The organism is Actinopolymorpha pittospori, assembly GCF_014873875.1.
GTDB lineage: Bacteria > Actinomycetota > Actinomycetes > Propionibacteriales > Actinopolymorphaceae > Actinopolymorpha > Actinopolymorpha pittospori.
In genome coordinates this window covers 6,915,539-6,940,544 of the sequence record NZ_JADBEM010000001.1, presented here as the reverse complement: position 1 = coordinate 6,940,544, position 25,006 = coordinate 6,915,539, and the positions used below count along the sequence as shown (strand labels likewise).

The 25,006-nt window shown below is 66.7% G+C and carries 26 protein-coding genes and 2 pseudogenes; 15 read left to right on the top strand and 13 right to left on the bottom strand.

Translation table 11 applies throughout. The annotated features are described in order from the left end of the window. Positions 1-204: 204 nt before the first annotated feature. Complete coding sequence (locus tag HEB94_RS32370) at positions 205-819, bottom strand: hypothetical protein (protein WP_192753377.1); 615 nt, start codon at positions 817-819, stop codon at positions 205-207. A 247-nt stretch (positions 820-1,066) separates the two neighbouring features. On the opposite strand from HEB94_RS32370, the gene HEB94_RS32365 reads away from it, so the two are divergent. Both HEB94_RS32365 and HEB94_RS32360 read left to right on the top strand, forming a co-directional pair. Continuing rightward, positions 1,067-1,300 (top strand): DNA-binding protein, encoded by a 234-nt coding sequence (locus HEB94_RS32365; protein WP_192753376.1) that lies wholly within the window; start codon positions 1,067-1,069, stop codon positions 1,298-1,300. Between the two features lie 88 nt (positions 1,301-1,388). Further along, positions 1,389-1,799 (top strand): type II toxin-antitoxin system death-on-curing family toxin, encoded by a 411-nt coding sequence (locus tag HEB94_RS32360; protein ID WP_337918569.1) that lies wholly within the window; start codon positions 1,389-1,391, stop codon positions 1,797-1,799. 19 nt (positions 1,800-1,818) lie between these two features. Here the strand turns inward: HEB94_RS32360 and HEB94_RS32355 are convergent, their stop codons facing one another. Together HEB94_RS32355 and HEB94_RS51405 are read right to left on the bottom strand one after the other, a co-directional pair. After that, positions 1,819-2,175, bottom strand: coding sequence for a hypothetical protein (locus HEB94_RS32355; RefSeq protein ID WP_192753374.1), 357 nt, complete (start codon positions 2,173-2,175; stop codon positions 1,819-1,821). 24 nt (positions 2,176-2,199) lie between these two features. Next, a pseudogene (locus tag HEB94_RS51405) lies at positions 2,200-2,777 on the bottom strand (ATP-dependent DNA ligase). Positions 2,778-3,339: 562 nt separating this feature from the next. Here HEB94_RS51405 and HEB94_RS32335 point away from each other — a divergent pair. The 5 genes from HEB94_RS32335 (at position 3,340) to HEB94_RS32315 (ending at position 9,270) form a co-directional block, all read left to right on the top strand. After that, positions 3,340-4,386: a nucleotidyltransferase domain-containing protein gene (locus HEB94_RS32335; protein WP_192753373.1), complete on the top strand. Its 1,047-nt coding sequence runs from the start codon at positions 3,340-3,342 to the stop codon at positions 4,384-4,386. Further along, positions 4,386-5,918 carry a ThiF family adenylyltransferase gene (locus tag HEB94_RS32330; protein WP_192753372.1) on the top strand — a complete coding sequence of 511 codons (1,533 nt, stop codon included), beginning with the start codon at positions 4,386-4,388 and terminating at the stop codon, positions 5,916-5,918. Before HEB94_RS32335 ends, HEB94_RS32330 begins: the two co-directional genes overlap by 1 nt. Next, positions 5,915-6,415: a Mov34/MPN/PAD-1 family protein gene (locus HEB94_RS32325; protein WP_192753371.1), complete on the top strand. Its 501-nt coding sequence runs from the start codon at positions 5,915-5,917 to the stop codon at positions 6,413-6,415. The genes HEB94_RS32330 and HEB94_RS32325 overlap by 4 nt, the downstream gene beginning before the upstream one ends. Beyond that, positions 6,408-7,865 (top strand): SAVED domain-containing protein, encoded by a 1,458-nt coding sequence (locus HEB94_RS32320; RefSeq protein WP_192753370.1) that lies wholly within the window; start codon positions 6,408-6,410, stop codon positions 7,863-7,865. Before HEB94_RS32325 ends, HEB94_RS32320 begins: the two co-directional genes overlap by 8 nt. 898 nt (positions 7,866-8,763) lie before the next feature. Beyond that, on the top strand, positions 8,764-9,270 hold the full coding sequence (locus tag HEB94_RS32315; RefSeq protein ID WP_192753369.1) for a GNAT family N-acetyltransferase: 507 nt from the start codon (positions 8,764-8,766) through the stop codon (positions 9,268-9,270). Positions 9,271-9,558: 288 nt separating this feature from the next. Here HEB94_RS32315 and HEB94_RS32310 read toward each other — a convergent pair whose 3' ends face one another. The 4 genes from HEB94_RS32310 to HEB94_RS32295 all read right to left on the bottom strand — a co-directional run bounded on the left by HEB94_RS32310 (position 9,559) and on the right by HEB94_RS32295 (position 12,016). Then, a complete protein-coding gene (locus tag HEB94_RS32310) occupies positions 9,559-10,485 on the bottom strand; it encodes a phosphotransferase enzyme family protein (protein WP_238362780.1) in 927 nt (308 codons plus the stop codon). A 30-nt stretch (positions 10,486-10,515) separates the two neighbouring features. After that, the gene (locus HEB94_RS32305) at positions 10,516-10,893 is read right to left on the bottom strand and encodes a transposase (RefSeq protein WP_337918087.1); all 378 of its coding nucleotides are present in this window, start codon (positions 10,891-10,893) and stop codon (positions 10,516-10,518) included. A 235-nt stretch (positions 10,894-11,128) separates the two neighbouring features. Beyond that, the gene (locus HEB94_RS32300) at positions 11,129-11,326 is read right to left on the bottom strand and encodes a hypothetical protein (protein ID WP_192753366.1); all 198 of its coding nucleotides are present in this window, start codon (positions 11,324-11,326) and stop codon (positions 11,129-11,131) included. Further along, a complete protein-coding gene (locus HEB94_RS32295) occupies positions 11,327-12,016 on the bottom strand; it encodes a phosphotransferase (RefSeq protein WP_192753365.1) in 690 nt (229 codons plus the stop codon). A 341-nt stretch (positions 12,017-12,357) separates the two neighbouring features. Here HEB94_RS32295 and HEB94_RS32290 point away from each other — a divergent pair, with 341 nt between their 5' ends. The 6 genes and pseudogenes from HEB94_RS32290 to HEB94_RS54870 all read left to right on the top strand — a co-directional run. Further along, positions 12,358-12,786, top strand: coding sequence for a hypothetical protein (locus HEB94_RS32290; RefSeq protein WP_192753364.1), 429 nt, complete (start codon positions 12,358-12,360; stop codon positions 12,784-12,786). Beyond that, positions 12,783-13,136, top strand: coding sequence for a hypothetical protein (locus tag HEB94_RS32285; protein WP_192753363.1), 354 nt, complete (start codon positions 12,783-12,785; stop codon positions 13,134-13,136). The genes HEB94_RS32290 and HEB94_RS32285 overlap by 4 nt, the downstream gene beginning before the upstream one ends. A gap of 55 nt (positions 13,137-13,191) precedes the next feature. Beyond that, on the top strand, positions 13,192-13,386 hold the full coding sequence (locus tag HEB94_RS32280) for a hypothetical protein (protein ID WP_192753362.1): 195 nt from the start codon (positions 13,192-13,194) through the stop codon (positions 13,384-13,386). Next, positions 13,383-13,784, top strand: a complete 402-nt coding sequence (locus tag HEB94_RS32275; RefSeq protein WP_202896678.1) for an RRQRL motif-containing zinc-binding protein — start codon at positions 13,383-13,385, stop codon at positions 13,782-13,784. Before HEB94_RS32280 ends, HEB94_RS32275 begins: the two co-directional genes overlap by 4 nt. Beyond that, positions 13,781-14,005 (top strand): hypothetical protein, encoded by a 225-nt coding sequence (locus HEB94_RS32270; RefSeq protein WP_192753361.1) that lies wholly within the window; start codon positions 13,781-13,783, stop codon positions 14,003-14,005. Before HEB94_RS32275 ends, HEB94_RS32270 begins: the two co-directional genes overlap by 4 nt. A gap of 783 nt (positions 14,006-14,788) precedes the next feature. Then, positions 14,789-15,163: pseudogene (locus tag HEB94_RS54870) on the top strand (phosphoadenosine phosphosulfate reductase domain-containing protein); the annotation flags it as partial. A 96-nt stretch (positions 15,164-15,259) separates the two neighbouring features. Here the strand turns inward: HEB94_RS54870 and HEB94_RS49635 are convergent. From HEB94_RS49635 to HEB94_RS53805, 5 genes are all read right to left on the bottom strand, one after another. Then, on the bottom strand, positions 15,260-15,817 hold the full coding sequence (locus tag HEB94_RS49635; RefSeq protein WP_337918086.1) for a P-loop nucleotide/nucleoside kinase family protein: 558 nt from the start codon (positions 15,815-15,817) through the stop codon (positions 15,260-15,262). Between the two features lie 29 nt (positions 15,818-15,846). Beyond that, positions 15,847-16,530 (bottom strand): hypothetical protein, encoded by a 684-nt coding sequence (locus HEB94_RS32260; protein ID WP_192753359.1) that lies wholly within the window; start codon positions 16,528-16,530, stop codon positions 15,847-15,849. Positions 16,531-17,153: 623 nt separating this feature from the next. After that, positions 17,154-18,701 (bottom strand): IS1380 family transposase, encoded by a 1,548-nt coding sequence (locus HEB94_RS32255; protein ID WP_420481609.1) that lies wholly within the window; start codon positions 18,699-18,701, stop codon positions 17,154-17,156. A 142-nt stretch (positions 18,702-18,843) separates the two neighbouring features. After that, the gene (locus HEB94_RS32250) at positions 18,844-19,926 is read right to left on the bottom strand and encodes an IS630 family transposase (RefSeq protein ID WP_202896677.1); all 1,083 of its coding nucleotides are present in this window, start codon (positions 19,924-19,926) and stop codon (positions 18,844-18,846) included. A gap of 312 nt (positions 19,927-20,238) precedes the next feature. Then, positions 20,239-21,555 (bottom strand): GMC family oxidoreductase, encoded by a 1,317-nt coding sequence (locus HEB94_RS53805; protein ID WP_337918568.1) that lies wholly within the window; start codon positions 21,553-21,555, stop codon positions 20,239-20,241. A gap of 413 nt (positions 21,556-21,968) precedes the next feature. Here HEB94_RS53805 and HEB94_RS32240 point away from each other — a divergent pair, with 413 nt between their 5' ends. Both HEB94_RS32240 and HEB94_RS32235 read left to right on the top strand, forming a co-directional pair. Further along, entirely contained in the window at positions 21,969-22,565 is a 597-nt protein-coding gene (locus HEB94_RS32240; RefSeq protein WP_192753356.1) for a DinB family protein, read from the top strand. A gap of 234 nt (positions 22,566-22,799) precedes the next feature. Then, positions 22,800-23,213 (top strand): GNAT family N-acetyltransferase, encoded by a 414-nt coding sequence (locus tag HEB94_RS32235; protein ID WP_192753355.1) that lies wholly within the window; start codon positions 22,800-22,802, stop codon positions 23,211-23,213. A 489-nt stretch (positions 23,214-23,702) separates the two neighbouring features. Here HEB94_RS32235 and HEB94_RS32230 read toward each other — a convergent pair whose 3' ends face one another. Beyond that, on the bottom strand, positions 23,703-24,866 hold the full coding sequence (locus tag HEB94_RS32230; RefSeq protein WP_192753354.1) for an ABC transporter ATP-binding protein: 1,164 nt from the start codon (positions 24,864-24,866) through the stop codon (positions 23,703-23,705). Positions 24,867-25,006: the final 140 nt, after the last annotated feature.

Sequence of the window (25,006 nt, the reverse complement as noted above, 5' to 3'; positions counted from 1 at the left end):
ACCCAGCGGGAACGTGGGACCTGACCGGCTGTCGGCATGCGTTCGCCGCAGGCTGACACGCGCACGTGGGGCGGCCTTGAGCAACGCGGGCCCTGGCGTCCGCGACGCTCGCGCTTGGCCATGCGATGAACCGAATCGCCGCGGCGTTGGAGGAGTCGAACAGGCTCGAGCGGCAGCCGTAGCCGTTGTCGGTTCGTCCGACGGTTACAGCGCCCACTTGTTGTCGTCGTAGTCCTCACGCTCTTGCACCTGCGGGGCCGCGCACATCGTGCGGCCCCTTTTTACTGCCTCGTCTGCGGCCGCGGTCCACTCGCCGGCGGGCAGTCCAAGCCACTGACGTAGGCCTTCGCCGCGCGCGGCGAGCATCCTCGGGTGCAGCCTCCCGTCGGCCATCGCCTCCATCACCGTGTCCACGGTGTCCTCGACACGGGCTGCCGGCACAGGTTCGAGCAGCCCGGCGCCGACCCCGGCGTAGAGCACCTCGGCGATCCGGTGGCGGGTCAGCATGCGAGGGGAGGTGCAGTGCCGGGCCCGGTAGAGCCGATCTTGGATGTCCTCGAATGTCTCGCCGGCGGATACGGCTAGGAGGGTGTCTTGCCCGTCGACGCGCTCACCGCGGCGGATCCGGTGCGGGCCCTCCAGCATGGGGGAGAGGAGATTGTCGTCGAGTGAGCCGCGCCAGGCTCCGTCGGCGGAGAAGATGCCGTCCCGGTTGGTGGCGTGGATCGCTTCCACGGCCTCGTCCAGGTCGTGGCGGCGGGCGCCGACCGGCACCTCGAAGCCGTCGACCTCCATCTTGTATCTGCGCTGACCCCCCATGCGGACATGATGCCTCGAACGGGTGTTCGATGAACAGTCGGGATCGCAGGACGTGACTCGAAGCGGACGAGGAATGCTTAGAGTGCATCTGGCGGCACCAAAAGTGGCCAGAAAGTGTCTAGGGGAATCGAAACGGATCTAGAAACCGCTCTCGTAGCCGAAAGTCATTGAAACGATCTTGGCACCATGGCACCATGGCACCAAGTTGCGAGACTTCGCGACGAACAAGGCCACGGAAGGGGATCCCATGGCCACCAAGATCACAGCCAACCGTCAGTCGTTCAACCTGCGCCTCCCGCCCGAGCTCCACGAGCAGCTGAGGATCCACTCCTTCCTCACCGGGACGCCGATCAACGAGACGCTGACCAAGGTCGTCACCGCCTGGATGGAAGGCGAGGGACACCAGGAGATGGTCGACGCCTCGACCAAGCGGACGCAGGCCCTCCACCGGCCCGCCCTGGACAAGCTCCGCGACCTGTAACGAGATCGCTTCATCTGAACCACCCGCGCGCCGAAAGCGCGCGGGTGGTTCCATTTCGGCCTATAACTGATCCACGCCCCCGGAGTGGATCATCTACCTGCGCGCCGAGGACCTCCTGCGCATGCACGAGGCCGAAGTGCTGGACGGCGGAGGTGTCCCCGGCGTCAACATGGGTCTGCTCGAGGCCGGGGTCAACCGGTGCCGAGCATCCGCGTTCGGCGAGGACGCCTTCCCCACGTTCCACGAGAAGGCCGCGGCGCTGTTCGCCGGAGTCATCCAAAGCCACGCGTTCCTCGACGGGAACAAGCGCGTCGCTGTCATGGCGTTGATCGCGTTCTACGAACTCAACGGGTACCAGCTGCTGGTCGAGGACATCGACCTCGTCGACCTGGCCCTCGACGTGATCGAGCACCGCGCCGACCTGGCAGGGGAGGACCGGGAGAAGATCGCCGACCGGCTCGCCCTGTGGGCCTGCCCGATGGACCTGCCTGAGGAGTGAGCGCGGCGGACTCAGGCCTCTAGATCCAGGTCGAGCGGCACCTCGTCCGCGGCGATGTCCCGGATCCGCAGCATTCGGACGGCGTGCCGCCACCGGCGGCCCTGGTCGGTGGCGATGTCGGCGCGGATCTCCACGACGACCAGCGGGCGACCTGGTGGTAGCAGGTCGGTTTGGACCGCCAGTTGACGGTGAGTTGCGCCGGCCATGGATGCCCGCCGATCGCGGCGACGAGCAGCGGCGCGGTAGCCGCGGCCTGGATGTCGGTCAGGTGCGAGGTGGTCCGCCCGGCGTAGTGGAGGCGGCCGGTGTCGGAGGCGTAGCGGCCGAGCAGCAGCGCCGCGGGTCGGTGGAGGCTGCCGGTCACTCCGCCGATCACGGCGTCGGTGGTCTGGCGGGACTTCTACTTCATCCACAGCCGGGATCCGGGAAGGTACTGGCTGTTCGCCGGTTTGATCACGAGACCTTCGACACCGGCGACGGCCATCGTGTCGTACCACTCCTGCGCGACGCCGGGGTCGGCGGTCTGCATGGCGAGGGTGAGCGGGGACCGGGCGGGGACGCGGCGGAACAGCCGCTTGAGCACGGCACGGCGCTCACGTAGCGGCCGTCGGCGTAGGTCTCCGTCCTCGCGGGTTTCGAGGACGTCGAAGACGACCAGGTGGCAGGGTTCGGTCGCGGCGAGCTGGGTGGCGTGGCGGCGTTGGGCGTGGCGGCGTTGGAGGGCGTTGAAGTCGAGGTGGCCGCGGCGCCACAGGACGATCTCGCCGTCGACGACGGTGCCTTTTGGGGGAGGTAGGCGTAGAGGGCGCCGACGATCTCGGGGAAGGCTTCGGTGAGAGGTGTGCCGCGCCGCGAATAGACCGATACAGAGGCGTCTTCCCGGATTGTGGCCAGCGCGCGGTACCCGTCGAACTTCGGTTCGTAGCGGAGGCCGCCGGCAGGCGGTGGAGGTAGGCGGTCGATGCTCTTGGCGAGCATGGGCTCGATCGGCCCACGGATACGCACTGCGGGACCTTCGGGTATTGCGGTATGACCGCCCCACCGTACGGCGCAGCTCGGTGCACGGCGTCCGGGGTTCCTTCCGACGTGCCCGCCCCACCTCCCGTGGGCGCGGCCGGCGGGCGCGAGGGTGGCTCGCCCCGAACGTGCACGCAAGGATGCCGCAGCTCGACGTCGTCTCGCTCGACCTGTCCACAGGCCGGGTCCAACAGAACCGACCAACCGCGGCACCTGACCGTCGACGGGAAGGCACAGCGACAGGACGAGGTGGTGTATCTCCCCGTCTGGTGTCAGCTCGTTGGCGGCGAGGCGGGGACGGCACCACAGATGGCCACGATCGTTCCGGACCAACGTCCGTCGCGCTGCACGTTGCCGATCGACCGCGAAGCCCGGTGCGCTGCGCGTGACACGCCGTACGACGTCGACCTGGCACGTCGGAGATGTCGGTGGCGGCGGATACGGTCAGCGTCCACAACACAACCAGTCTGGTCCACACGGGGAACCGCTCGAGAGAAACAGGGACCATTGAGGAGGAGTCACGATGGAGACCCTGAGCGCAGAGTTCGAGTCCGCCGTCACCAACGTCACCATCCATGGCGAGAAGCAGAAGCGCGCCTCCGCGGCTCACACGGAGGTGCGTGAACTGCTGGAGGTCGACCGGCAACTGCGTGACTGGGGCATCGACACGATCTTGATCGGCTCCTATGCCCGGCTGACGGGTCGCTATCCCGGCAAGGATGTGGACGTGTTCCTGCGGTTCAAGGATCTCTCCGTGCGCCACGACCCTGGGCGGATCTACGAGGAGGTGAAGCGGGTCCTGGTCGACCACTACGGGCTCAAAAACCAGGTCCCCGGCGGTCGGGTCACCGAACAAGCACGGAGCCTGAAGATCGACTTCGAAGACTCGGGCGTTCCTGAGGAGTTGGCGTTCAGTGTGGACGCGGTCCCTGCCGTTCCGTGGAGCGAGCACTGGGGGATCCCGAACCGTAACCGCGACCGCTGGGACGAGGAGGACGGCCGCTGGGTCAAGACCAGCCCGGTTGAGTTGGCCATCCGGACCAACACCTTGGCCACGGCCGCGTCGACTTCGACCGTCGGCAACCGCTCGGCCTACCGGCCGATCGTGCGCCTGCTGCGCCAGGTCCGCCACGTGCACCTCGGCGACAACAGGCCCGGCGGCCTCTACACGGAGATCGCGGCGTACTACGCGTGGTCGAACGGGCGGGTAACCGGGTCGTCGTGGGCCGAACTGCTCGCCGGTTCCCTCGGTGTAGTCGCGGACGAGATCCATCTGGCGGTCACCGACGGCATGCTCGACCCCGTTCTCGGGACGCAGCTGAAGCCCGCCCTGTACGCCGGCCAGTGGGCATCGGGAGCCGCGAAGTTCCGTGAACTCGCTGGTCTGGCGAAGCAGGCGCTCGACGCCGACAAGTGCCGGGCAGCCAAGTTGTGGCGGGACATCCTGGGCACGAACGAACGGGGCCAGGTCCTCCCATTGCCGGACGGCTGTGACGCGAACGGCTTCCCGATCGCCAGCATCGCCGCGGTCGAGGCAGTTGGGAGCAACCAGCCTCGCGGCTTCGCGTAATGGCGTTCGAGACCTTCGATACCGGCGGCTTCGAGCGGTTCTGCTCCGGCCTCGTTGCCGCCGGGTTCAGCCCGGTCCCTGACACCGACCTCAAGGTGTGGACGGGACCGATCCGGGAGTCCCTGAATCCGCTCACCGACCGGGGGCGGATGCAGGTGGTCTTCAACGACGGATGGCCACTGCGGTATGCCCACGTGCATGTCGAGGGCCTTAAGGCGCCGCACGTCTACGAGGGGATCATCTGTCTGTGGGCCGACGACGACCCCGCGCAGGTCGAGGGACGCAACCTCGATGCGCTCTGGGCCCGACTCGACGCGTGGGCAGAGGCGGCGCAGACCGGTTTCGGCGTTGCCGACCAGGCGCTCGACTCCTACCTGCTGTTCGACGGGAAGAGCGGCTACCGTCTCGAACTCCCGATCGGCGACCTGCTTCGTGGCGCCTCTAACGGCACGATCATCGACCTCACGGCCCATCGGCGGCAGATCCTGTTCCAGGTGGGGGCCCAGCGAGACACGCCGACGTTCAACGGGGTCCTCTACACCCGCCGCGAGATCACCGACCCGCCTCGTGACCTGGACCAGTTCCGGGACGCCCTCGCCCGACGCCAGCGAGAGCACTTCGAGAGGGGGCTTGCGGCCCGGCAGGACGCGGACATCAAGACGCCGAGCGGTGGACTCGACTTCGCCGTCCTGACCTGGCCCAGGTTCAATGGACAACCCGACGCCATCGCGCTTGGCTTCTCGGGGCACGGCGCCGAGGTTGTGGCCGAAGCACACGCCGCCTTCCCCTCCGACCTCGCCGCCCGAAAGCGACGCGCCGGGCCCGACGCCGACCTGCTCGCCGGCAAGCGCCTTCTAGTGGCCGGGCTGGGATCGATCGGAGGGAGCGTTGCACTGCTGCTGGCAGAGAGCGGCGTCGCCCACATCAAGGGCTACGACCCCGACACCCTCATGACCGCCAACCTCGTCCGACACGTCGCCGACAAGTACTCGGTCGGATACAACAAGGGCATCGGCGTCAGCGCCGAGATCGACGATCACGCGCCCTGGTGTGACTTCGACATCGTGACCAAGGATCTGCCGTTCGCGCCCGCCGAACTCGCCGACAATGTGCGAGGTTTCGACCTAGTCATCGACTGCACCGGAACGGCACCGATGACCGCTGCCCTCAGCATCGTGTGCGCTCAGGAAGATGTACCCCTCATCACCGGCGCCCTCTTCCACCAAGGAGGCCTCCTGCGGGTCCGACGCCAAGCGGCGAACGACACCCCTATCTCCAACCGCGACAAGTCGGCCGACTATCTGGATCTGCCGCCAGACGATCCCCAGCCTGTGGGCGCGTTCCTCGAGCTCGGCTGCATCGCGCTTGTCAACGGCGCTCCCCCCTGGGCGGCTCAGCGGGCCGCCGCCGACATCGTGGCCGCAGCTATCGACCAACTACTGGAGCGCCGTCTACTGCCGGACGAGCAGGTCGAGGTCCTCCGGCCCCTGGCGGTTGCGCCTTTCGACGTGATCGGTCCCGCGACAGCGTGACGCGCGTCCAGCCGGAACTTCTCATCGCCGAGAGCGCCGTCGACCAGCTGAAGCGAGCGGCCAGCCTCTCCCACCCACTGGAGACAGGGGGCATCCTCGTCGGCGTCCATGTCGACCAAGAGCCGTGGGCGACCATAGCTATCGAACTGCCCACCTCTAGGCGCGGACGAGCCCACTACCACCTCCCCGGCGGCGCGACGCAGCCCGCCGTACTGAGGGCGCGGGCGATCGACCCGCGACTCGGGTACATCGGGGACTGGCACTCACATCCCGCGGACGTGCCGCCGAGCGGGCCGGACCTCGCCAGCCTCCGGCTTATCTCCTACCTGCACCCCCGTCTGCCGAACCCGACACTGCTCGTGCTCCGGCGCACGATCGAAGACGACTACGACCTTGACGCCCGGCGCATCACCGCCGTCAACCCCAAGCGTTGTGCTGTCAGGATCACGGGCGACCTGCCGAGGACCCACCCAGTACCTTTGGAGCCAAATGAGTGACCGCGCGCGCCGTGGCCTGCCGCGGCCCACCGGAGTGCGCATCGCTGGCGACCGCTACCAGTGGCTGCACGCCTGGCGGTTTTGCATGCGCGTCGTCAACGAGCAGCGGACCCACAACACCCCGAATCCCGGAACCGCAGTCGGTGTCGAAGCCGATGATGCCGGGAACATCGACGACGTCGTCTACTACCGCGCCGCTCCGCCGAACGACTATGCGCAGATCAAATACGCCGTCGACGCGCGCACTCCAGTCAACCTGGAGTATCTGACCGGCAACGACCTGCTCAAGAAGCTCGTCTGCAGTCACCGCCAAGTCGCCCGCAACGGTGTCCGCGTCCGGGTTGCGCTGATCACGAACCGTGCCATCGACCCCGCCGACCTCCTTCTTCGCGACCGCGACGCACGAGACGGTCGGCTGGTACCTCGTGCCGCACAAGGTGGCCCGAAGTCCCACCGGGGCCTGGCCCGCAAACAATGGGCCGAAACAGCGGGCGTCACCGAAGCGGAGCTGCTCGCCTTCTTCGAAGACTTCTACCTCGAAACGTCCGAGGACGTGGTGAGTCTCCGCCGCGAGGTCAGCCTGCTCATGACCGCGAACGGACTCCAGTCCGATGACAGGGCGATCAACGCCGGGACTGACTGGGTCGCCAGGCAGGTGGAAGATGGTCGCCAGCGCCTTTCGCTCGACGAAATCGAAAACGCCATCACCATGCTGAGCCTGCGCGCGGGAACCCCTTGGACATCCATCTCCATCGCCACACTCAGCCACGACCCAATGGCCGACCACGCCCAGCACGCCCTGGACTGGGTGGATCGCATGGATGGCGACGACGCCTTCACCAAGGTCGCGCCCAAGCCCCCATCCTCATGGGAACAACTGGCCAGTGACATCGAGCAGATCCCAGGCCATCTGGGTGCACATCGCCGACTCCTGCTCACCGGGACGATGCGACAAGCAACCGGCTTCAAGGCAGGGACAGTCCTCCGACGGGTCCTGGGTTACGAGGTTGGCATCAGACAGGGCGAACAACTCTGGTCCAGCGACGTCACCACGGCGGCCCTGGTGCCGACGCACCACTCGCAAGATCTCGGACTCGGAGGTGACCCTGCGCTGGTCGTCTCGGTGACCACCGACGCAACCGACGCAGTGGTCAACTGGATCGAACGAGCGGGCATAACCGTCGGGAGGGTTCACACGGCACTGCCCGAGGGAGGACAGGTCGGTCCAGGGTCCGTGCCAGATCCGGAAACAGCCAGCTCCCTCGCGATCGGCATCCGCGACCTCGCACGCCAGATCGCGGCCCCTACCGGAACTCTCCACGTCTTCCTCGCGGGACCGCTGGGCCTCGCCGTGCTCCTTGGACATCACTGGAACCGAGTGATGCCAACTTTCGTCTACGAGCACCTCGGCACGACGGAGTATGTACAGGCGTTCCGCGTCTCGGCGTAGCCCGGTGTGGGTCTGGTCTGCGGGTCAGCATCGACGTTTCCCCGGTCACTTCATGTGACAGCGGAATTCCAGCCCGAGTGCTGGCCGGACCGGCGTCTGCGGTCATCGTTGTTGGTTACGGTTCGGTAACGGCCGGGGTTGTGGGGTGGTTTCGGCGTTGGGGGATGGGTTTTGTTCGGCGGGTGTGGATGTGCTTGATCGGGTGGTGCTCACCGCGACTGGTTGGCGGCATGTGGTCTGCACGTGCTGTCCCGGGTCGGGTCATCCGTTGCCTGCGGCTGACGATGTGGCCGCGCTCGAGATGATGGCAGCCACTGGCAGTGTCCCGGCCCCATCCCGTGCTGCGCTGGCTGCTCCGGGTGGGCGTAGTGGGCCGTGGTGGCCGCGGAGGTGTGAGCGTGTCCTGGCCGCCGGCGGTGGCGATGATGTGTCCGCCGGTTGCGTTGGCGTGGGGCCCGCGTCCTGCCTCGGACACCCCGGTCTCGGATCCCCGATGCCGCCCTGGCGGTGGCAGCCGTGACGTTGGGGCGGAAGGGCCGCAACGAGTTCCGGGACGCTTTGTTGTGCCACCTGTGCCCGGGGGTGCTGCCTGTGGGGGTGCTCGACACCGCCCACTGTGCGGGCCGTCCGGGCCGGCATCGGGTTGCCGTGTACGGTGGAGCAGCCGAGCGGGGCCCTGAGCAGGCCTCTCGCGAGCCTGCACTGGCCGTAGCGGAGCGAGACTTCTGGTACGTCGATGAAGCGGGCGATGAGCGATCGCTGACTGGTGGGGGCGAGCCACTTCGCGTGCAGCCGCGGTTGAGTGAGCAACTTTATGCTGTCCGGCGCCCAACCCAGGTGTCGATGGCCCGGTTCCGCGCCTATCGCACGACGGCGCTCGAGGTGCCAAGCTTGCGAGGTGACCATCGTGATCCGAGCGGCTAGGGCGAACGACGTGCCACAGATGGTGCAGGTCTATGTCGACTCGTGGAACGTGGGATTCGGTGAGTTGATGCCTCATATCGTTGTGGACGAAGCTCGGATCAACCGTTGGACGACTGAGCTGATGGGTGGGCCAGCCCGATGGTGGGTGGCGGAGCATGACGGGTCCATCGTCGGTCTCGTCGGCATCGGGCCCAGCCGGGATCCTGTCGACCCAGAACTCGGAGAACTCGACACTCTCGCAGTGGACCCTGACCACTGGCGCAAGAGCATCGGGACCGCCCTCATGCAAACGGCACATGACGCGCTTGTCGACGCCGGCTTTGCAGAAGCCATCCTCTGGACGCTCGCCGGGTACGACCGAGGGCAGAGCTTCTACAAGTCGATGGGCTGGACCCGCGACGGCGGCACCCGTGACGATGGCCACCAGGTGTCGTTCCGGCTCAGCCTCACCAGTCCTGGCCACAGCTGGGAATCGACATGAGACCTCGCTGCCCAATCCGACCGGCCGGAACCTGAAGAGCAGTGAACACGGGCCATCTCGCCGTGCACAAGGTCCCTGATCGCTGTTGCCCAATGGTTGAGGTCGTCGTTCCAGGGAAGCCGTCCCCGACGAATTTCAAGCCCAGCGTCGCTCAGAAGATTGAGTGACACGAGTCGGCAAACCTACTCGTGTTGTCGGGCCAGGCCCAGATGACGCCCACCATGACTCGTCAAAGGCGTGGCGTCCGGAGGGCAGCCCAATCGGTCCGGTCAAGGCGCCAGGCGCTGATCAACGCGGTAAGTCGGGGTACGGGACTCCTGCCACACCCATGAGCGGTGATCGGCGTCGCAGCACGCCGACTTGCCAGTCGAAGCCATGCGGCTTGATCGCGCCGGTCGTCATCGCATGAATCTCATCCGCCACGCCGAGGAACACCCAGGACCATAACGCTGGGGTGAGCAGCGCCCAGTCGAGTTCGTCGAGTGGCCGTACCTCGTCGTAGCCACGGACGATCTCGTCACGTTTCGCGCGCCAGCCCAGTGCGAAGTCGGAGGCGCGATGGTTGAGGTGTGTGCCTTCGAAGTCGATGACGCCGGTCAGCTTCCCGTCCTGGTACAGCAGGTTGGGGAGACCAAAGTCGCTGTGGATGACGATGAGCCGCCGGTCGCGAAGATCCAGAGCGTCAAAGCATTCGTTGGCGCGATCGACATGCCAGCGCAGGATGCGGGCCTGCTCGGGGAACAGTCGTTCGTAGTCACGAAGTCGACGCCTCAGCACAGGGTCGGCCAGGAGGGCCTCGGCGCGCTGGCAGCCAGGTCGTTGCCCCAGGTCCACAAGCGTCTCCAAATCGGCATGGAGCCTCGCGAGCAGTCGGCCGAGCGCACGTTGCTCCGACCGCGATTCCGTTACGGTCGGCGACGCTCCGGGCAACCACGTGAACAGGCACCACGTGCGCCCATCCACCACCAGCAGCTCATCGACCGCGACTGGCACAGGCCAGCCCAGCGCATCAAGCCGCTGCAACACTCGTAACTCGTACCCGATGTCTCCAATCGGCTTCTCCTGATAGCGCCGCAGCACCAGCGGCCGGCCTCCTCGAGACACTCGCCAGTGCAGATTCGCGCGCCCACCCAGATAGCCGTCCACCCGCAAGGCCCACCGGTTCACCACCTCACCCGGCGGCAACGGGCAATCGTTCCCCTCCGGCAGCTGCATCACCCCGCCATCATGCCGCAACATCGGCCATCATTCCGCCGCGGCGTAGCTCGGATCATAGGCTCGGTGGCTGTGGAGCATAGAGTGCAGGACATTGATGCGTCGTCTGGCGAGGGCGATGACGGCCTGCTGGTGGGTCTTGCCCTCCTTACGCTTGCGGGCGTAGAAGGCTTTGCTCGCCGGATCGCTGGTCAGGGCGCAGAACGCAGCCTGGTAGAAGATGCGCTTGAGTCTGCGGTTACCTCCGGTAGCGCGACGCAGGTAGCGGACCTTCCCCGACTGCTGGATTGCCGGCGCCAGGCCCGAAGCGGCGGCCAAATGGTCGCCGCTGGGGAAGCGCCCGAGGTTGCTGACCTCGGCGTGGAACTCCGCAGTGAGAACGACGCCCATCCCTGGCAGGCGCGTCACGGCGGCGTCCGGGTGCTGGTCGAGTGCCTCCTCCAGCTGCTTGTCCAGGTGACGGATCCGGTCCCTTGCAGCGATCGCTTCGGCCGACCTCGCAGACCATCTCCGCCATCACGGCGCACGCAAGGATGTTGCACCACGACCTGGCCACGCTCGCGGTCATCCGCAGGGCGTCGGGTCCGACAGTGACAGCCCACAGACAGTCTCGGAGCAGCCGCCTGAGGCCACGGCATCCGATTCATCGGAGGTAGAGGTTGCCCAGACGTAGGCCCATGTCGATCGCGTCGGCGTCGTTGAAGGTGATCGTCCAATGCAGACGGTGGAGTGTGCAGTGCGCCCAATAGCGTCGGATCAGTGTCGGATCGAGCACGCGGGTGAGGTATTCGTCGAGACGATCGATAGCTTCCTGGTGAACGTGTGGGTTGTTCGCCCGCATCTAGGCTCCCAGGGTGAGGTCGGCGCGGAGCCCGACGAGGGCGAAGCATCGGTCTCCGCGAGTAATCCCGCCGTTCCAGTCGACGATGCCGCTGATATGCCCGCTCTCGTCGACGAGCACGTTCGGCGGCGTGTAATCAGGATGCACAAGGTCGTTGCCAGTGAACTCGTCGGGCCCGTCCCGGCCGACCTCACGGATCAGATCGAGCATCCGTCGGGTCCTGGTGTCGTAGCCGGCCAGGAGGTCATGCCGCGGGTAGTCGGTGTTACTGCGCTGCAGCCACAGCTGTCGCGCGGGTACGTCGGGGCGGCCGGCGAGCGCGTCTGTGAAGTGTTCGCTCATGGCCAGCATGGCCTCGATGACCGCAGCATTGGCGACCTTCGGTGGACTGCCGGGAAGGCGCTCTTGTAGCAGTAGGACGGCCCAGTATGTGTCGTCGAGCTTGACCGGCTCCTGCCTTGGTACCGGTAGGCCTCGCCGACGCAGCGACTCAACGACCTCAGCGGTCTGCCGCATCCGCTCCAATGGCATGTTCGTTCTGGTGATCACCCCTTCGCGGCCATCGGGCCAGCGCACGTAGACCGCACCGGAGGTCTCGCCATGCTCGGCCTCGCCAAGCAGCGTCAGTCCGTAGCCACACCGCTCGTTGACTACTCGGACCAACGTCTCCACATCCATCGGATCGGGCACAGGTCGTCCTCCCTGGCCAAGTCAGAACCGCCACGAGTCCGTTCCGGCCGAATCGGCGAGGCTACGACATCCTGCCCAGCCGACGTCTGGAACGTCGCCGACAGGATGGCCGAACACGACCAGTATCAAGCATCAGGTGGCACAGGACCGTTGCCACTCGCGCTGTGTGCTCACCTGGGATCCACGATGTCTAGACCCTGGTCGGCCTCTCTCGAGCGACGAACCGCCGCCGTGGCCGACATGTCGTGGGCGTGAGGTCGTCAACGTCACAGCGTCGGCGCTGTGCGCACCTTCCTTAGGCGACCGAAGACCCACACAAATTGGCGGTTGGCGTCATGAGAGTGACCGTGATCGCGATTCGCCGCGACAGCAACGAGTTCATCGAAATCGACTTTGACCTTCCCGAGGTGGAGGGGATCGACCAGGCGCACGACCAGGCGCTCGTCGAGCTGGAATGCGTCGAGTCCGGGTGGGCGATGCTCAGCTGGGCCTACGAGCGCGCGGGCAATGGCGAGCTGCGGGCGAAGAACCTGGCGATCCTGGACCGGGTACGTCGGATCAACAGCCTCCTTGACCACTTGGACGGCTGCTTGCAAGGCATGGAAGACCTCCTCACCGAGCCGAGCTCGGGAACTCAAACGAGCTTCGCCGCGAAACCACCATGCGCCCGGCAACGGCTCGTGCCGGCGCCAGCGCCCACGGCGCGGTTCGAGTGCCGCCACCTGACCGCCGATGCTCCCGCACGAGGTGCGAGGGAGGTGTCGCGATGACACGGCTAGTGGGTAGCTACGTGGTGCCGTCGGCGAGCTGGTCGATGCGGGCTACCGAGCTCGCACGACTGGCTGGCAGCGCGGTCCAGGCCCAGCCCACCTCGCAGCCCGGTCAGCTCAGCGATGCCGATGTCCGCGACCTCGCCTACGACGTGCAGATGCTGGCGGCTGCGGTTGAGGAGTGGGCACGGGACGCTTCCCGTCTCGCTCGAGACGCGAAGGCCGAGCTGAACCGGCTCGCTCAACACCTCTACGGGATCATCCAGCAAGAGGCGGAGCCCGGGGCGACAACGGAACAGTCCTCACACAGAACCGTTGGTGATGGACGGCCATCTCTGGGCGCGCCGTGATCACCGTCGCCGCAGCCGTCGTCGTCGACCTGATCCGCTCCTGGGGCGGCGCCCGATGACCGTCCGAACCGTCAGGTGCGTGGAGATCACCTGCGACGTCTGCGGCTCGCCGATCGATGAGTACGGCGCGCACTACGACAGCGTCGACGAGGCGGCCGACGCCGCCGCTGACGGTGACTGGAGCGTCTCACCGGACCGTGCGAGTTGGGTCTGCCCGGACTGTCCGCGACGACCGGGTGGTGCGTCATGAGCCGCCTGTACCGCTGGACGGAGTACCGCCTGGTGAAGCTTTGGGACGGACGTACGAGCCTTACCCGCCCCGTCTGCGGGCTCCCGGCCTGGAGCTTCGGGTGGGCGCCCGAAGGGCTTGTCACGCGGCGCCAGCTCCGTGCCGCAGGTCTCTGTCCGGGAGGGGCTGACGCGTACGGAGTGCTCGTCTGGTACCACGATCGGTCGTGGGCCTGGCTCTTCCGCCTCGACCTGGCCAAGCCGAAGCGCGTACCCACCCCGACGCAGGCAGGGGCACTCGACAAGGCGATGGCCACCAGGCGGTGGTGCAACGCCTGTCGCCGCGACGTCGGCTACTGCGCCTCCAGGACCTTCGGAGTCTGCGGTGAATGCGCCACACTCGAGCAGGTGGCCGCATGATCCCGCGCTACGGAACCCCATGCGGCCACTACACCGGCAAGATCGACGGCCAGGACACCTACTGCGGCGCCAAGCCCACCCGGCACTTCCTCACCGGCCACCGCTGCCGTGTCCACACGCCGGCTCGCCTCGCCGGCAAGCCCGAGGTGCCGAGGCCAGACCCGAAGCGCGGGCTGAAGGTGTCGGTGAGCAAGCCGACACGTCACCTGGAGGTGGCGTGATGTCGCGCCACGTGCCTCGCGAGCTCCGGCCGATCGTCGGCCTGGTGCTGCACTCCGGCTGGTCGCGGTCCTTCGGGGGCGTCCCACCTGACGCTGCGATCGCCCCGCGGCGCTGTGGTGTTCTGCGGCTCCACACCATCGGACTGGCGTACTTACACCCTGTCCCCGCAACTTGAGCTACGAACAGCGCGCTGCCGGAGGCTTCCCCCACAACTTCAAACCGATCAATATGGACAGAGTGGGTTCGTCTTGAACACTGGGGGGCCTATGCATTGCAAGAAGTGCTGCCTGCGCCTGAAAAGGAACAAGGACGGGACAGTGCCGAAACACTATGAGGAAGCGCGCTCGCGCATGTTCGTCGGGTGGCGTCAGCCGGTCTGCTCTGGCTCCGGCTCCAGAAACTTCTACGAGGATGGACAGAACCACTGCCGTAGACGACGATCGGGGTTCAAGTGCCCGGCGTGCGGGAAGTCGGTGAAGCTGAGAGAGGACGGCCGGATCCCCGTGCATGAGCAAGCCAAGGGCCACGAATGCCCAGCGTCGAAGGACAACCGGGACAGCCGGTAACCGACACATCCCGAGCCGATTTCGGGAGAGCAAACGACGTCCTAGCATCGATCGCCAAGTAGCGAGGCGAGACACAGGGCGGGCCAGTGCAGCCACATCGTACAAACGGCGCCTCACTCTACGCTGGCTCGCTCCCTGCGATGGCACCGTACGAGCGGCCCCTGACACCAGGCCAACACCCACGCGCATCGCGCTCCAGCGGTCGGGGGAACCCCCATGCGGCTCACGTGCCGGTCCTGCGACTGTGCAGTGAGGCGCCTGACAAGGGTTGCTCTCCCGTCGGTCGGACAGCTTGTCCACACCCGGGTTCTGGGCGGGGTCGCCAGGCTCGAAACGTCGACCGTCAGGCTTGGCGTGGCGATACCCTGCGCCGTTCCGGGTACGCCGCATGCGGTGGCCGTCCAGAGCAACCCGCCGCCGCGGATCGCCCAGGACCTCGACGAGCACGAGGGCTACCGCGCGTTCAGTGGCGGGAAGGACAGCCTGGTGGTGCTGCACCTCGCGCTGGAGGTGGCGCCAGGCGTTCCGGTGGCCTTCTTCGACTCTGGCCTGGAGTTCCCCGAGGCCTACGCCTGCCTCGAGCAGCTCACCGACCTGTGGCGGCTCATCCTGCACGCGAGGCCGGCCCGGATGGGCACCCTCGAGGTCGTTCTTTGTTCTTGGTCTTGCCCGGCGAAGGCGGGATGGTCACCGGCGGTCGAGGAACGCCACGATGTCGGCGAGGCCGGGGTTGTACCCGTCTGTCGTGTCGACGCTGAGGCTCGGCGCCCCGATGGTGATCGGCTGGTAAGGGTGGGCGGTCCGCAGCGGCCCCGGCGTCGGTGGGTGAGCCCGTGCGCGGCGTGGGTTCTGCGCGGCCCGGCGGGCGTTCCGCTCATTGGCGGTCGCGGGGTCGACGATGCAGCGTACGATCCGAATCTTGGCGAGTTCGGCGAGGCGCTCCAGTCCTGGCCGCCACTTCGGGCCTTGGAACGCCGCCTCGGCGACCAGGGTGGCACCCGAGCCGAGGAGGAGCGCGAGTACGTCGAAGAACACGGTGAATGTCTTCTGCGTGAGCGGGTCGGCTGGTGTGCGCGGGTCAGCCGGTGCCGGTTCGAACCCCGGCGGAGTGGCGTGGACCATGCCTTCCTTGATCTCGTCCCGGCAGATCGCGGGGCACCCGACTGCGCGCGCGATCTCGTGCGCGAGCGTGGTCTTTCCGTATCCGCCGGGCGGTCCGCTTACGACGATGAGGGTAGGCAACACAGTGCGTAGTCCTCTCCGGAGGGGTTCTGTCAGCTAACGGTGTGTCCGTCGGCCAGGATGGGCGGCGAACTGTCGTCCGGCACGGACGTAAAGCTGGCGATCGTCCGTTCGATCATCGCGTCGCAGTCGGGGTGTGCGCACTCGCAGTCGAACTCCTTCACGATCGTCACCGGGTCCGCGGGGAACCAGCCGCGAGCCTTGTACTGCCTGACGATCCACCGGTTGCCGTACCGCAGCAGGGCTCTCCGTTCATTGACGTCCCGTGCCCTCGGCCCGGCGGCCAGCAGGGGAGCGAACCGCTCCTCGACCTCGGTGACCACCTCGTCCACGGGTGCGCATGCGGGCAGCTTCAGTCCGCCCGCGTCGTCCACCTGCTGCTCGACATGCCTCCCATCCCGCAAGGCGTTCTCGATGGTGCGCGAACCGTACCCACGGTTCTGAAGCCGGGGAAGCCGCACGTGCGTCGGTGGCACCAGCCACAGTGCGTTGGTGCCCACGCCCGAGACTGCTGGCTTCGCCAACCCGCCTTCAGCCACGACGAGCGGCTGCCTCGGTAACCGCAGCAGGTCGTCGACGACCATCGGGCCACGGTCGTAGGACAAGTAGTCGCGGCGTCGGCCCTGGTCCTGAGCCGCCCGCCGCTCGGCGACGGTCATCGCCGCCCAACGGATTACGCCCGGATGGACGTCCGCGACAGCCCGATCGCGGTGCACCCAGGTACGGGTGTCACAGCTGTACCAGCGCAAACCGTTGCGCCGCGCTAGGCGGCGCCCGACCGTCGACTTACCCGAGGCTGACGGGCCACCAATCCACAGAACATGCGAAAGCTCGTTCACGTGCTCTCCCTTGTTTTATTGGTGTTTCGAGCCACAACGTTGCGAGATGCCGCGCGAAAATTCAAGTCTTGTTCTCGATGTCCAAGCTGTGGTTAATTGGAATGGAGAGATCTTCCGCATATCGCTTGTCACCGAGGCTCTACCGTCGTTCCGGTCGTCTATGTCGCGGGCGTTCTACGCCCTCGTGCCAAGGCAGGGCTGATCACGGCCGTAGCCGTCAACGGGAGGCGAGTTGCACGACCCGTCGGAAGCGGCCGACCTTTGGATCCCTAGACCTCAAATAAGCGAGTCGGTTCCGTGTCGGTGGCTGAACGCGATTTGATCAGGTCGGCTGTCGTGTCGGGCATGTCGGTGGGGCGCCTGAAGGTGTCGGTGGCGGGTTGGAGTGGCCCTGGTCGGGGTGTGTGGGGGTGTTCGGCGCTGGTTTTTGGTGTCTGGGCAGGTGTGGTTGCCGCCGCGGCTGCGCGGCGGTCGGTTCGGGGTTGGCATCTGGTTGTGGGTTAGCCGAAGCGGGTTCGTTCGGTGGTGTTCCAGGCGGTGAAGAGCCGGTCCAGGGCGGGGTTGTAGCCGATGAGTCGGATGGTGATGGCGCGGGCTCGGCGGGTCACCATGGCGGGGATGAGGATGATGGTGTTGAAGAAGCGCCGGAATTCCATGCGGATGTAGTCGCGGCGGTCAGCTTTGCGGTGCATCATCATCGCGAACCAGGACTTGATGTTCCAGGCGAGCGCGGCGATGACCATGTAGGCCCAGTTGGAGACCAGGTCGTGCAGCGGCACCCGCAGTGCGCCGACGCCGGACTTGAGGCTTGCGATGATGTTCTCCTGGTCGCAGCGCTGGTTGGCGCAGGCCACGACCTGTTCGGCGCTCAGGTCGGTGCGGGTGGTGATGTAGAAGAAGTAGCGGACCTCATCGATGAGCACCTGCTCACCGCGGCTGCGGCTGATGTTCTTGCGCAGCGCGACCACCCGGTAGGAGCGGTCGCACTTGCCGGGCTGGTAGTCAAAGCAGGCGACGTCTTCGTAGTTGAGCTCCAGGTTGAGGTAGCCGCGTTCGGCCACGATGGCCTGCTTGTGGTTGTCCCGGCGAGCCCGGATCTGGCCGGCGGCGTTCTGGCCGGTGGCGTTCTGGCCGGTGGCGTTCTGGGCGGTGGCGTCTCGATGCAGCCGGGTCCAGCAGGTCTCGGCCAGCGCCTCGGCGCGGGTTCGTAGCGCGTGGTTGTTGTCCATGCCGAAGACGAAGTCGACCCGGGCCGCCCAGCGGTCGAAGTGGGCGGTCAGGGAGAAGTCGGTGTCACCGCGCAGACACACCCGTGGTGCGTGCGGTTGCACGAGGTCGATGGCCTTGTCGATCCAGGTCGCCGCGTCCTGGTGGCTGGGGGCGTTGCCGGGCCGGTTGACCAGGTAGAGCACTTCCTTGGTGTTGGCCAGCGACACGATCAGCGGCGCATAGCCCCAGATCCCTTTGTAGGACATGTCCATGCCGGCCTTACGGCGCCCGGAAGTGGGGACGATCGTGCCATCGGCGTCGATGTAGGCGACCGGGCCGAGCAGATCGCCTCCCCGACCCGCCCACAACTGTGGGCGGACCGCGTTGATCGCTTCCATCAACTCCACCACATCGGTCTCGGCGAAGCGGCGGCAGAAGTCCCCGGCCGTGGTCGGGTCCGGGATCAGGTCCGCGCCTAAGGCGTTCATGTAGGCGGTGTCGTGCCGGAGGCCTTCGATGTCTTCCAGGCGGGTGCCGCCACACATCACGTTGTAGGTCAGGTTCAGCACATGGTCGGACTCGTGGTAGGGCAGGTGCACCTTCAACAGGTGCAGACCCTCGTTGATCTGGTCAACCAGGCCCAGCTTGGTCACCAGCCGGTGCACCGCGGCGATCCCGCCGAAACAAGTCGCGTCGAGGTTCCCACCGACCTCATAGGACACAGTCCCCGAGCCCAGCATCGGGGACGGCTGTTCGCCCCAGTGCCCCGCCAACCCGTGACGCGCCGCAACCCGGCGTCGTCGCCGCGCCGCGTTCCGCCGACTCTGAACATGCGATATCTTCTTCACCACAAAGGCCTTTTCTTGCCGGACTGCGTTGCGAGCGCTAACCCAGCAAGATAAGGCCTTTGCCTATGAAAACAGCCATCCAGCCCAGCCGACACGCTTGCTCGAGGCCTAGTGTTGCGTGATTCTGGTTGTGTTATTTCGCGTTGTTGTCGACGAGTTTCTTGATGTTGGTCTGGACGAGGCGGACCTTGGCGAGGATCTCTTCGCTGGTAGCGGTCCAGGCGAACGGCTTCGCGTCGACGTTCCAGGTGTCGATGTAGTCCTTGATCTGTTTGATCAGCACGTTCACCGAGGTGACGGTGCCGCGGCGGATCGCCTGGCGGGTCAGGATCCCGAACCACGTCTCGATCTGGTTGATCCAGCTCGATCCGACCGGGGTGAAGTGGAACCTGACGTGCGGATTCTCCTCCAGCCAGGCCTCCACCTCCGGCGTGGTGTGGGTGGACAGGTTGTCCAACACCACATGGACCTCTTTGCCCGTATGAGGTTTGACGGCCTTCTTCAAGAAGGCCAGGAAGTTCACCCCGTCCCGGGTCGGCCTGCACTCCCCAATGACCCGGCCGGTGCCCACATCCAGGGCAGCGAACAGGTTCGTGACACCGTGCCGCACATAGTCGTGGGTGCGTTTCTCGGTCACGCCGAAGTCCAACGGCAGCAACGGCTGGGTGCGGTCCAACGCCTGGATCTGAGTCTTCTCATCGATGGAGAGCACCACCGCACCACCGGGCGGGTCCAGATACAACCCGACCACATCGGAGACCTTCTCCGCGAACGCGGGATCCTTGGACAACTTGAACGTGGCATGCCGGTGCGGCGCAAGCCCCTCCTCCCGCCACACCCGAGCCACATAGCTCCACGACACACAGATCCCCTCGACCCGCTTCAGATACCCAGCCAACCCACGGGTCGACCAGTGCGACAGCCCCGTCTCCACCGGCGGAGAAGTCCTGGTCAACGCCACCACCCGAGCCCGCACCCGCGGTGGAACCTGCACCCGCGGCGCAGCCCGATCACGATCGTCCAACCCGGCCAGGCCATGCTCGGCGTGGCGGCGGACCCACCGATCCACCGTCGGCAACGACACCCCCGCCAACTCCGCGATGTCCTTACGACGCCGACCTTCCCCATGCCACAACACGATCCGCGCCCGAGTCGCCAGCACAGCCGACACATCCCGACTGTTCACCAACGCCCGCAACTCAGCGACCTGCTCCACCGAAAGCTCCACACCAAGTCAACGAGCCACAACAAGAAAAGTAACGCAACCAGAATCACGTAACACTAGAGGCAGGTAACTCGATGGCGACCTGCCGGTTCGCGCTCCCAAGCTCGTCGACCAGGTGCTCATCGTCGCTCGGCGTCGCAGCTCGTTGGGGCCACAACTGGGGTCAGTCTGGCTGACAAGGAGACCGCAATGGACAGTCCCTCGTTGAGCCACTGGAAGGCCGGTCTATCGGCCCAGGGCGAGGGGCGGCGCAGGGTTCTCTCCCACCGCCCTGTGCCGGTGGCTCGCCTCACCTGGCGGCGTCTACGCGGCCTTGATGATCGCGGCGGCGCGTTCGGCGATGGCGTAGACGGTGGCGTTGGTGTTTGCGGAGATGATGGACGGCATGACCGAGGCGTCGGCGACGCGGAGCCCGCTGATGCCAGGCACGCGAAGTTCCGGGTCGACGACGGCTTCCTCGTCGGTGCCGATCCGGCAGGTCCCGACGGGATGCATGTATGACGCGAGGGTTCTGCGTACGTAGTCCCGCAGCCCGATGTCGTCCTCGATACCCGAGCCCGGCTGTATCTCTCCATCGCGCCAGCTCGCGATCGCGTCCGCCTGTCCGATCTTCCGGGCGAGCCGGAGGCCGCTGACCATGGCGGTGAGGTCCCGGTCGTCGCCGACGTAGTTCGGGTCCAGCAGGGGTGGCGCGCCTGGCTCGATGCTGGCCAGCCGGACCGTGCCGCGGCTGTGTGGACGCATCAGCGCGACCCCGATGGTGTAGCCCTGGTCGGGTAGGTCGCCTGAGGGGACGAAGCTCGTGGCGTCGACGAAGATCAGCTGGAGGTCCGGCCCGTCCAGTCCAGGGCGGCTGCGCAGCAGGCCGACGACCTCGCCATGGCCGTTTGCCCCCGTGGGAACGGGCCGTGACGCTCGGTAGACGAGGGTGGCAACGGGGTGGTCCTGCAGGTTCGACCCGACGCCGGGGAGATCCGCGACGACCTCGAGCCCCAGGTCGCGCAGATGCGACGGCGGACCGATGCCGGAGAGCATCAGCAGTTGCGGTGAGCCGATGCTGCCCGCGGTCAGCACCACCTCTCCCGAACAGTCAACCGAGACCGACGTCCCTTCGACTCTGTACTCGACCCCGGTGCAGCGTCCGCTCCTGAGGTGGAGCCGGTGGACGAGTGCGTCGGTGACGATGTCGAGGTTGGTGTGGCCTTGTGCCGGGGTGAGATAGGCGTCGGCGGCACTTTGCCTTCGTCCGTCGACGATGTTCAGGTCGGTCCATCCGAACCCTTCCTCGCTGCCGCCGCTGATGTCGGTGGCGAGCGGGTGTCCGGCCTCCGCTGCGGCCTGGAGAAGTGCCGCCAGTACGGGGTGAGGCGGCCTTGGGGGGCCGACGGTCAGGGGGCCGTCGGCGCCGCGGATGGTGGAGACATGTCCGACGGCGTTCTCGCTGCGCATGAAGTAGGGGAGGAGGTCCGCAAAGCCCCAACCTGTCGCCCCGGCGGCCACCCAGGCGTCGTAGCTGGAGCGGTGTCCGCGGGCGAAGACCATGCCGTTGATGGCGGAGCCGCCCCCGAGGGTGCGCCCCCGCGGCAGAGGCGTGGCCGTGCCGGTGCCGGCCTGGGGGATCGTGGTGTCGCCCCAGTTGGCGGCGGTCTCGAGTAGTCTGCCCCAGATCGGCGGTTTGTCCGCACCTGGTGGCGGCTGAGCGCTCCCCGCCTACTGAAGAGCAGACGCTCTGCCGTCTGATCCTGTCGCAGCCGCCGTCGGCGTCACTGCCGCGCACCATCGCGCCTCCAGCGTCCAGCCGTTCGACCTCCGCGAGGTAACGCTGTGCGCGAGCGCGGTTCTCCGCGATCGCCGCTTCCCGGTCAGGGTTGGCCGGAGCAGCACGCCGCGCGACGGTGTCGAAGATCGCGTTCACCCGGGGCGCGGAGACGATGCGTCGGCGAGTCTGGCTCGCGAGCCAGTCCAGGAGATCGAGTTTCCGTCGGCACTCTGGCCTAGTATGCCCGCGACCAGGACGGCGGAAAGGTTCGGTCATGGATGCGACAGTGCGCACTACAGTGATCAAGAACGAGCTGCATCGGTGTCTGCAGGGCGCTAGGAGCAGTGTGCTGAGCAGGCTGGACGGCCTCGGCGAGCACTCGCTACGGCGACCCATGACACCCACCGGAACTAACCTTCTTGGCGTTGTGAAGCACCTCGGCATGTTGGAGTACGGCTACCTGGGTCAGGTCTTTGGACGCCAGCCCTTTGAGCGGATGCGGTGCGCCGAGGACGGGTCGCTTTCGCACAACGGCGACATGTGGGCACGCACCAACGAGACGAGCGACTACATCATCGGCTTCTACCGTCGGGCATGCGCCCACGCCGACGAGACGGTCACCAGCCTGGACTGGGACACACCAGGATCGGTGCCGTGGTGGAACGAAGGCCAACGGGAGACGACGCTCGGCACGGTCCTGATCCACATACTCGATGACACACTGCGGCACGCAGGGCACATGGACGTGGTGCGGGAGCTCATCGATGGCCGTGCCGGCACCGACCATGCCGCGCTCGGTGACGAACAATGGTGGCGGGGGTATGTCTCGCAGGTACAGGCCGCCGCCGACGCCTTCGACGACACTCCGTGAGCCCTACCAATCGTCGGCCGGGGCCGAATTCACGCCCTCGACGAACGCCGGTGTTGGCGGGTGGGACGGTGACGGGCGTGGCGGCCGGGGGTGGGGGTGTCGCGGGTCTGGCGGATCGATCGCGCGGCGGCCGGAGGACAGTACGTCGGGCTACGACACGAAGGCCGGTCTCCTCGACGTCGCGGAGCTCGAATCTAGGTTGCGGGCCTAGTATCGGATCCTCATGCTGGGCGGATGCTCGATGTGCAGGTCCGTGGCCTACGCGTGGACGACGGAAGCGAGGTCGCAGCGGTTGTCGCTCTTGCGCGAGGCGAGGGGTGGCCGACGTTCGCTGACACTGCTGTGTTGCGCCGGCTTGCCGCGGCGCCCGGCACTGTCACGCTAGTTGCCATCAGAACAGGCGCACCGAGTCTGGGCGTTGTCGGCTTCGCCCATGCGCTGACCAACGGCCACCATGCCTACCTCTCGGTTGTGGTGGTCGCCCCCTCTCTGCGAGGACTAGGCGTAGGACGGCAGCTCGTGGCCGCGGTCTTCGAGATCAGCGGAGTGCAGCGAATGGACCTGCTCTCCAGTCCGGGGAGTGAGGGCTTCTATGACCGTCTCCCGAACCGCCAGGTGGTTGGCTACCGACTCTTCCCTGGGGAGTGAAGATCCCGGTCCCGGTGCATCGCTGCCATTGGCTTCTCTCCTCCACCGCCGGGCCGTCCTTCAGTCTCAACGAGGGGCAACGCCTACCACAGCTCTGAGGAAACGACCAGATTGGAAGCTCTGCGCTCACCCTCAGGGTGGCCCAGCCGAGCGGGCGAGGCCGACGAGATGACCGCTGATAGCCGAGACGTGACCGCCGCGTGTGCACGCATGTGGCACGGCACACCATCGCGCCAGTTCAGCGGATTGTCACAGGTGAGGGAAGGTGCGGATCGCGTGGCTGCGCTTCCGGTGAGCCGAGCAGGTCCGCACGCGCAGGTCGTTAGAAACCTCTCGCCATCGACTCACACGCGTCCTCGACCGGCTGGCGGGACCACACTCGCTGAAGGGTCGAGACCGGAGACGCGCCGCGCCTGGGGCACAGGGACTTCCCAGTCGCTGCCGACCAGGACGTCGGAGTTCACGCGCAATGCCTCGAGGCTTCGACGATCACTGGTAGCCCTTGGCCTGCAGGCGGTAGAGCTCGGCGTACTGGCCCCCGGTGGCCATCAGGTCCTCGTGTGTGCCCTGTTCGGAGAGTCGGCCGTTGGACAGCACGACGATGCGGTCCGCCATCGCGGTTGTGGCGAAGCGATGCGTCACCAGTAGCGTGATCGCGCCGCGTTCGGAGGATGCCCTTGCCATCTGCGCGAACCGGTCGAACATCGCGTGCTCAGTCACCGCGTCCAGCGCTGCGGTCGGCTCGTCGAGCGACGTCAGCAACGGCTGGCGGCGGACCAGACCGCGCGCCAGTGCGATTTTCTGCCATTGACCGCCTGACAGCCCTACACCGGAATCCCAGCGCGCGCCGAGCTGGCTGTCGAGTCCTGCGGGCAGTGTGGCCGCCAGATCGTCAGCGTTGGCCTCGCCCAGGGCCTGTGTGACCGCGATGTCGTGGGGCTTGCCGTCGAGGTCACCGGTGGCGACAGCCTCCCGCAGGGTGAACTCGAATGTCGCGAAGTCCTGGAACGCCGCCGTGCACTGCTGGCGCCAGTCGTGGATCGACAGCTCTGCGAGGTCGGTGCCGTCGAGGGTGATCCGGCCCTCGGTGGGCCGGCAGAGGCCGGTGAGCAGTTTGACGAGGGTCGACTTGCCGGCACCGTTCTCGCCGACGATCGCGACCACCTCGCCCGGCTGGATGACCAGCTCGACCTCGCGGAGGGCGGGCCGTTTCGCTCCCGCGTAGGTGAACGACACGGACTCCAGGGCAATGCCGGTCCGCAGCTGCTCCGGCGGCGGGAGGGTTCCGTCGTACTGGCGCCCGATCTCCTCAGCCAGGCGTTCCAACCATCGGATCCGACGCACCAGGCGGGCGGTGTCGAGCAGTCCGCCCTCACCGCCGATGCCGTAGATGGTCTCGACCATCGCGTGCTGGATCTGGCGGGCGGCGACCACGCCCACCACGACCGCAGCTGCGGAGCTTTCACCGCGGATGGCGGACCAGACTAGCCAGACCATCACGCTGCCGAGCACGAGCGTGAACAGTGCGTCCTCGATCACGGCGATGCCCGCTGCGCGTGATTCCGCGTTGGCGATCGGGCGGCGCCATGATGTCATCGCCCGTGCCAAACGGTGCCGCACCGACTCACGGGCCCCGAAGACACGCAGTTCCATGCCGGTGTCTAATCCGGTGGCGGCCCTGGCAAGGTGCCGGGCGAGTCGACCGTCGACAGCTGACAACTCTTCGGCGGTGTGCGTGGTGCGGTACCGGATGAAGCGCCCCGGGTCTGGTGGAGGCTCTCAATCCATGGAGG

Bases quoted from the DNA above. Each gene is read 5' to 3' on its own strand.
- HEB94_RS32300 (WP_192753366.1), bottom strand. From the start codon at position 11,326: ATGCGGGCGAACAACCCACACGTTCACCAGGAAGCTATCGATCGTCTC.
- HEB94_RS32235 (WP_192753355.1), top strand. From the start codon at position 22,800: ATGCTCGATGTGCAGGTCCGTGGCCTACGCGTGGACGACGGAAGCGAG.
- HEB94_RS32280 (WP_192753362.1), top strand. From the start codon at position 13,192: ATGACCGTCCGAACCGTCAGGTGCGTGGAGATCACCTGCGACGTCTGC.
- HEB94_RS32335 (WP_192753373.1), top strand. From the start codon at position 3,340: ATGGAGACCCTGAGCGCAGAGTTCGAGTCCGCCGTCACCAACGTCACC.
- HEB94_RS32275 (WP_202896678.1), top strand. From the start codon at position 13,383: ATGAGCCGCCTGTACCGCTGGACGGAGTACCGCCTGGTGAAGCTTTGG.
- HEB94_RS32310 (WP_238362780.1), bottom strand. From the start codon at position 10,485: ATGCAGCTGCCGGAGGGGAACGATTGCCCGTTGCCGCCGGGTGAGGTG.
- HEB94_RS32365 (WP_192753376.1), top strand. From the start codon at position 1,067: ATGGCCACCAAGATCACAGCCAACCGTCAGTCGTTCAACCTGCGCCTC.
- HEB94_RS32270 (WP_192753361.1), top strand. From the start codon at position 13,781: ATGATCCCGCGCTACGGAACCCCATGCGGCCACTACACCGGCAAGATC.
- HEB94_RS32240 (WP_192753356.1), top strand. From the start codon at position 21,969: ATGGATGCGACAGTGCGCACTACAGTGATCAAGAACGAGCTGCATCGG.
- HEB94_RS32320 (WP_192753370.1), top strand. From the start codon at position 6,408: ATGAGTGACCGCGCGCGCCGTGGCCTGCCGCGGCCCACCGGAGTGCGC.
- HEB94_RS32285 (WP_192753363.1), top strand. From the start codon at position 12,783: ATGACACGGCTAGTGGGTAGCTACGTGGTGCCGTCGGCGAGCTGGTCG.
- HEB94_RS32330 (WP_192753372.1), top strand. From the start codon at position 4,386: ATGGCGTTCGAGACCTTCGATACCGGCGGCTTCGAGCGGTTCTGCTCC.
- HEB94_RS32370 (WP_192753377.1), bottom strand. From the start codon at position 819: ATGGGGGGTCAGCGCAGATACAAGATGGAGGTCGACGGCTTCGAGGTG.
- HEB94_RS32230 (WP_192753354.1), bottom strand. From the start codon at position 24,866: ATGGAACTGCGTGTCTTCGGGGCCCGTGAGTCGGTGCGGCACCGTTTG.